Source organism: Streptomyces sp. NPDC048606, assembly GCF_040650855.1.
Taxonomy (GTDB): Bacteria; Actinomycetota; Actinomycetes; order Streptomycetales; family Streptomycetaceae; genus Streptomyces.
In genome coordinates this window covers 1-6,107 of the sequence record NZ_JBEZIB010000085.1, presented here as the reverse complement: position 1 = coordinate 6,107, position 6,107 = coordinate 1, and the positions used below count along the sequence as shown (strand labels likewise).

The 6,107-nt window shown below is 72.3% G+C and carries 7 protein-coding genes; 4 read left to right on the top strand and 3 right to left on the bottom strand.

Going from position 1 to position 6,107, the window contains the following annotated elements; translation table 11 throughout:
* Positions 1-192: phosphatidylserine decarboxylase (locus AB0D01_RS39340; RefSeq protein WP_363064169.1), on the top strand; the 192-nt coding region annotated here is incomplete at its 5' end.
* A 61-nt stretch (positions 193-253) separates the two neighbouring features.
* On the opposite strand, the gene AB0D01_RS39335 is transcribed toward AB0D01_RS39340, so the two are convergent.
* Positions 254-751, bottom strand: coding sequence for an NUDIX domain-containing protein (locus tag AB0D01_RS39335; RefSeq protein ID WP_363064167.1), 498 nt, complete (start codon positions 749-751; stop codon positions 254-256).
* Between the two features lie 174 nt (positions 752-925).
* Between AB0D01_RS39335 and AB0D01_RS39330 the strand changes: the two genes are divergently transcribed.
* Complete coding sequence (locus AB0D01_RS39330) at positions 926-2,551, top strand: MFS transporter (protein WP_363064165.1); 1,626 nt, start codon at positions 926-928, stop codon at positions 2,549-2,551.
* A gap of 60 nt (positions 2,552-2,611) precedes the next feature.
* Here the strand turns inward: AB0D01_RS39330 and AB0D01_RS39325 are convergent, their stop codons facing one another.
* A complete protein-coding gene (locus tag AB0D01_RS39325; RefSeq protein ID WP_363064163.1) occupies positions 2,612-3,229 on the bottom strand; it encodes a DUF3995 domain-containing protein in 618 nt (205 codons plus the stop codon).
* Between the two features lie 191 nt (positions 3,230-3,420).
* Between AB0D01_RS39325 and AB0D01_RS39320 the strand changes: the two genes are divergently transcribed.
* Both AB0D01_RS39320 and AB0D01_RS39315 read left to right on the top strand, forming a co-directional pair.
* Entirely contained in the window at positions 3,421-4,158 is a 738-nt protein-coding gene (locus AB0D01_RS39320) for a carbonic anhydrase (RefSeq protein ID WP_363064161.1), read from the top strand.
* Positions 4,159-4,284: 126 nt separating this feature from the next.
* Entirely contained in the window at positions 4,285-5,046 is a 762-nt protein-coding gene (locus AB0D01_RS39315) for a S1 RNA-binding domain-containing protein (RefSeq protein ID WP_363064159.1), read from the top strand.
* A gap of 33 nt (positions 5,047-5,079) precedes the next feature.
* Here the strand turns inward: AB0D01_RS39315 and AB0D01_RS39310 are convergent, their stop codons facing one another.
* The gene (locus AB0D01_RS39310; protein WP_363064157.1) at positions 5,080-6,003 is read right to left on the bottom strand and encodes a LysR family transcriptional regulator; all 924 of its coding nucleotides are present in this window, start codon (positions 6,001-6,003) and stop codon (positions 5,080-5,082) included.
* Between the last annotated feature and the right edge of the window lie 104 nt (positions 6,004-6,107).

Sequence of the window (6,107 nt, the reverse complement as noted above, 5' to 3'; positions counted from 1 at the left end):
GCCGGCGCCGTCGCCCGTCGCATCGTCCCGTACCTGCCGGCCGGAACCAAGGTGGAGCAGGGCGAACGCATCGGCCTGATCCGCTTCGGCTCCCGTGTCGACATCTACCTCCCCGAGGGCGTCGAGGTCGCGGTCGAGGTCGGTCAGACCACCACCGCGGGCGTCACCCGGATCGACCGCGACGACGCGTGATCCACCCCGGGGCGCTGAAGGGGCCGCTCCCCTTCGGCGTCCCGGAGTCCGCGGCCGTGGGTCATCGCGGCCGCCGGACGGCGTCGGACAGGCGCCCCAACAGGGCTCCCTGGCCGGACTGGAGGACGTGCGCCGCCTCCAGCGGGATCCAGAAGCATTCGAAGCGGGTCGGTTCCCGCTCGCCGTCGTGTTCCTCCCGGCTCGCCCACCGCTCGGGGGCGGGCCCGGTGAGTTCCAGGTGGTACACGTGCCGGTGCTGGATCTCGAAGCGGTACGGGCTGATGTCGTACTCGGTCTCGCCGAGCTTGCGCACGATCCCGAAGCCCGGCAGGCCGGTCTCCTCGCGCGCCTCGCGCAGCACGGCGGCCTCCGGGGTCTCACCGGGGCGGATCCCGCCCGCGGGGACCTGGATGCCGACCTCCTCGTAGGAGTGGTCGACGTGCCGGAACACCAGGAGCCGGCCGTCGCGGACGACGTAGGCGAGGACCTTCTCCCGCGTGACCTTCTGGACCGTCTCGACCTTCTGGACCTTCTCGACCGTCTTGGACTTCTCGGGCACGGAAGCGACCTCCCCTTGATGTCGGGAGGGGAGTCTAGAACCCAACTCGGCCTCGGTGCTGTGTGGTTCAGCGGTACGCCCGTCCCCGCGCGGGTGGCGTTCCGTGCGCCGATCGGATGAGGTGTGCGGTGGGGTGCGGACGCGCCGGGCGGGTTTGCCGGCACGATCCCGCCCATGGCATCACGGGCAGGCTCCGTAGAGAGCGCGCCGGCGGCGCGGGTCGTCCTGCTGACGCTCTCGGCCGGTCAGTTCCTGATGGCGCTCGACAGCTCGGTCATGAACGTCTCGATCGCGACCGTCGCCGAGGACGTGGGGACCACCGTCTCCGGCATCCAGGGCGCGATCACCGCCTACACGCTCGTCATGGCGATGTTCATGATCCCCGGCGGCAAGGTCGGGGCGCTGATCGGCCGCAAACGCGCCTTCCTGCTCGGCTGCTGCATCTACGGCGCGGGCTCCCTCACCACGGCGCTCGCACCGAACCTCCCGGTGCTGCTGCTCGGCTGGGCCCTCCTCGAAGGCATCGGGGCCGCGCTCATCCTGCCCGCGATCGTGGCGCTGGTGGCCGGCAACTTCCCCGCCGAACGCCGACCCGCCGCCTACGGACTCGTCGCGGCGGCCGGAGCCGTGGCCATCGCGGTGGGGCCGCTCGTCGGCGGCGTCGCGACGACGTACTTCTCCTGGCGGTGGGTCTTCGCCGGGGAGGTGCTGGTCGTGCTCGCCATCCTCCTGCTCGCCCGCCGCATCGCCGACGCCCCGCCCGCCGAACGCAGCCCCGTCGACCTCGTCGGCGTCGTGCTCTCCGCGCTCGGACTCGGGCTCTTCGTCTACGGCGTCCTCCGCTCCGACCAGTGGGGCTGGTTCCAGCCGAAGCCCGACGCGCCCTCGTGGCTCGGGATCTCGATGGTCGTCTGGCTGATCTTGGCCGGCCTGCTGCTGATCTGGTTCTTCCTGCGCTGGGAGGCGTACCTCGCGGAGCGGCGCCGGGAGCCGCTCGTCGACCCCGAGCTGCTGCGCAACCGGCAGCTCACCGGCGGGCTGACCATGTTCTTCTTCCAGTACCTGGTGCAGATGGGCGTGTTCTTCGTCGTCCCGCTCTACCTGTCGGTCGCCCTCGGCCTGTCCGCGCTCCAGACCGGCGCCCGCCTGCTGCCGCTGTCCGTGACCCTGCTGGCGGCCGCCGTCCTGATCCCCCGCCTCCTCCCGGAGGTCTCGCCGCGACGGGTGGTGCGGCTCGGGGTGCTCGCCCTGCTCGCGGGGGCGGTGGCGCTCATGGCGGCCCTCGACGTCGGCGCCGGCGCGGAGGTCGTCACCGTCCCGCTGCTGCTGATCGGTCTCGGCATGGGAGCGCTGGCTTCGCAGCTCGGGGCGGTCACCGTGTCCGCCGTACCGGAGGAGAAGAGCGGTGAGGTCGGCGGCGTCCAGAACGCCGTCACCAACCTCGGCGCCTCGATCGGTACGGCACTCGCCGGATCCATCATGATCGCCGCACTGGCCGGCTCCTTCCTGGCCGGCATCGAGCGGAATCCGGCGGTCCCGGACAGCGTCAAGAGCCAGGCGACCACGAACCTCCAGAGCGGGGCGCCGTTCCTGTCGGACGCGCAGCTGGAGGTGGCCCTCGACGAAGCCGGCACGAGCGAGGAGGTGACCCGCGCCGCGCTGGACGCGAACGCCGCGGCGCGACTCGACGGCCTTCAGGCGGCCCTGGCCATCCTCGCCCTCACGGCCCTGCTGGCGATGTTCTTCACCCACCGCATCCCGACCACCCAGCCAGGATCGACCGAGCCCCCGGGCCGATGAAGTCATGTGGCGTGGCGTGACGTGACGTGGCCTTGCCGGCCCGTCCGGGCGAACGGCACCTCACCCGATGCCGGTGACGACCGAGGCCAACGACAGGAGCAGCGCGCCCAGGGCCCCCGCCCAGCCGTAGAGCCTCACCTCGCGGCGGCCGTCGTGCCGGCGGACGTGGTTCACGGTGGCGGCGGCGAAGGCCAGGCCACCGGCGACGAACCACGGCCCCCACAGGTAGAGGTACCAGCGGGTCAGTCCGGCCAGGTCGGGTGCCACCGCGCGCGCCCCCGCCTCGACCAGCACCCCGTGGAGCACGAACTGGCACCCGTGCCAGACGAGCAGCACGGCCGCGCCCCCGCCGCAGAACACCAGGAACCGGCCGGCCCACGTGCCGCGACGGCGCGTCAGGCCGATGCCGATCAGCGCGCCGAGGAGCTTCAGGAGCCCGGTCAGCCACAGGACGGCCAGGAACCATGTCACCCGGTCGTGCGCGAGCTTCACCAGCGCCGGCGCCACCGTGGACCGCACGCCGAAGGTGCCGCCCAACGCCCAGGCGAAGCTGGGCAGCGCGAACAGGACCCCCCAGGCCGCGGCGGCGAACCCGAGCCACCGACGCGGATGGGGACGGGGCTCCCGGGGCGGGGCGGGACGTACTGCTTCGCTCGGTGCTGCGTAGTCGGTGGTCACCACTCCACGGTCGTCGAACCCCGACGACGCAACGTCGTCCGGGCGAACGATCACCCTCCCCCGCGTGGGGGAGCGGCGGTCACAAGAGCCTGTACCTATACATCCCGTTTGTCCAAGATTTCCTCAAGGTCGGCGCCCTCCTGACGGGGCGTCCCCGCGACCCGGCCGCGATGCGCCTACCTTGTCGCCGTATGACACCTCGTGCTGCGGGTTCGGTCCCGATCGGGCGGCGCCGGTTGGTTCGGACGGGGCTGGCGGGCGCGGCGGCGGTGGCCGCCGGAGCCGTCTCGGGGCCCGCCGCGCCCTCCCTCACCACAGGTGCCGCCGGGGCGGGGGCCAGGAGGCCCGACAGTCCCCAGTCGGCGCTGCGGGCGCTGGGGGCGGGGAACGCGCGCTGGCGGACCTACCACGAATCCCATCCGGACCGGACGCGGACGGTGCGGCGGACCCTGGTGTCCGGCCAGCACCCCTTCGCGGTGGTGTTGGGCTGCGTGGACTCCAGGGTCCCGCCGGAGTTGGTCTTCGACCAGGGCCTCGGGGACCTCCTGACGGTCCGCTCGGCGGGCTCGGTGCTGGACGAGGCGATCCTGGCGAGCATCACGTTCGGGGTCCTGGAGTTGGCCATCCCGCTCGTGGTCGTCCTCGGCCACCAGTCGTGCGGAGCCGTCAACGCCGCCGTGCACTCGGCGCAGGCCGGCGAACGGCTGCCCGGGCACATGCAGTACCTGGCCGACCAGATCCGTCCGGCGATCGACCGCACCCTGAGCGGCGCGGCGCGCGTGGACGCCGCCGTCACCGCGAACGTACGGCTGGTCCGGGACCGCCTGGCCGCCGAGCCCGACCTCGCGCCGAGGATCGCGGCGGGCACCCTGGACGTGGTCGCGGCCCGGTACGAACTGACCGACCAACGGGTCCGCCGGATCCTCTGAGGGGCCGAGCGAGAGCCGCTGTCATCCGCGCCGAGTACGCTCGGCTCCATGTCCGATTCCGTCCCTGACCCCCGTATGCGGTTTCTCATCGACCAGCTCCGACCAGGGCCGGTGAGACGGGTGAGGGTGACCGGGTTCGACGGGGCGGATGTCCTGGTGCGGGTCGTGGGTGCGGAGGGGGTGGAAGCCGAGGTCGGTCGGATTCCACGCCATGAGGCATCCATACGTCGGACCGAGGATCCGTCTGAACTGTTCGAGGTGGGCCAGGAGATCGATGCCGAGGAGATCGCGCGTCGCGACGGAGACCCGCTCGGCTTTTCGGCCAAGGCGTGTGAGAACCCGGCCTTGCGCTCCTTCCTTGTCGCGCTCGCACCAGGACAGGTCGTGACCGGGACGGTCGCCGCGGTCCGCAACTTCGGGGTGTTCGTCCACGTCGATGGCGAACCGGACGGCCTGTGCACGGGGTTCGTTCGGGTTCCGGACCTCACCTGGGGCTGGATAGAGCACCCATCCGAGGCGGTCGAGCCCGGTCAACGGGTCACCGCTGAGGTGATCATCGCGGAGACGCGTTCCGGACAGGTGACGCTCTCCCTGAAGGCCCTGCAGGAAGATCCGCTCATCCGGTTCGCGGAGCGGGTGGGGCGAGGGCGGGGACAGGGGCAGGGCGATGGCCGGGTCTTCACCGGGGTGATCACCAAGATCGTTCCATTCGGTGTGTTCGTAGAGGTCGCTCCCGGCGTTCTGGGATTCCTGCACCTCAAGGAACTGACGGACGAGCCGGTCGACACCCCCGAGCAGCTGGTCGAGGAAGGCGAAGCGATCGCGGTGAAGATGGCCGACCTCAACGTCGAACGTCACACGCTACGACTGGCCCGCGCAGGAGACTGAGCCGCGGTCGGAACGCGCCGCAGGCGCGCCCCCTCAGCCGTTCCCCGGCGGGGTGAGGGTGGTGCGCAGCAGGTCCAGCAGGAGGGTGGCCGCGGGGCTCATCGGGCCGTCGGCGCGCCAGGCCAGGGCGACCCTGCCGCGGAGCCCCGGCTCGGTGATGGCCAGCGTCCGCAGGCCGAAGGCCGACGCCGCGTCCGGGGGGAGGGCCGGAACGACCGCCACGCCCAGGCCCCGGGCGGCGAGTTGGGCCAGGAACCGCGGAGCGGCCGCCTCGAAGGCGATGCGGGGCTGGAAACCCGCCCGGACGCACGCGCGGTCGAGGACCCCGCGGATGCCCGTGCCGCGCGGCAGGCTGATCAGCGGGTGCTCCCGCAGCTCGGCCAACGCGATGCTGGTGCGCTCCGCCGGCGCGAGCGTGGTGTCGTCCGAGGCGACGGCCGCCACCAGGGGTTCGTCGACGAGGACCCGGACGGCGATCCCGGGCGGGGGCTCCTCGTCCGCGAGGCCGATCAGGGCGAGGTCGAGGTCCCCTCGGCGCAGCGCCGCGAGCATCCGTTCCGAGTTGTCCTCGGACAGGGTGATCTCCACCCGGGGGTGGTCCCGGTGGAAGCTGGCCAGGACGCCCGCCAGGTCGAACCGGTGGGCCGCCTCGGCCGCGCCCGAGACGAGGCCGAGGGTGACGTGCCCGCGCAGCAGCCCGGTGAACTCGTCGGCGGTCTGGCGTACGGCTTCGACGGCGGTGATCGCGGCCCGCGCGTACGGCAGGACGGCCTCGCCGACCTCGGTCAGGGTCACGGATCCGCCGGAGCGGTCGAGCAGCGAGTGCCCGAGCTCCCTTTCGAGCTGACGGACCTGGGCGCTCACGCCGGGCTGCGCCAGGCGCAGCCGGGCGGCGGCGCGGGTGAAGTTGGCTTCCTCCGCGACGGTGACGAAGTACCGCAGCTGCCGAATGTCCATAACGGGGAATGCTAAGGGCTGTCCCGTAAACGAGCTCTGTGAGCGGGACTCGGTTCAGGCATGTAGCTTCGTCGTCGGAGGTTTCGCTCGTGCTGTTCAGGCCC

Bases quoted from the DNA above. Each gene is read 5' to 3' on its own strand.
- AB0D01_RS39330 (WP_363064165.1), top strand. From the start codon at position 926: ATGGCATCACGGGCAGGCTCCGTAGAGAGCGCGCCGGCGGCGCGGGTC.
- AB0D01_RS39320 (WP_363064161.1), top strand. From the start codon at position 3,421: ATGACACCTCGTGCTGCGGGTTCGGTCCCGATCGGGCGGCGCCGGTTG.
- AB0D01_RS39310 (WP_363064157.1), bottom strand. From the start codon at position 6,003: ATGGACATTCGGCAGCTGCGGTACTTCGTCACCGTCGCGGAGGAAGCC.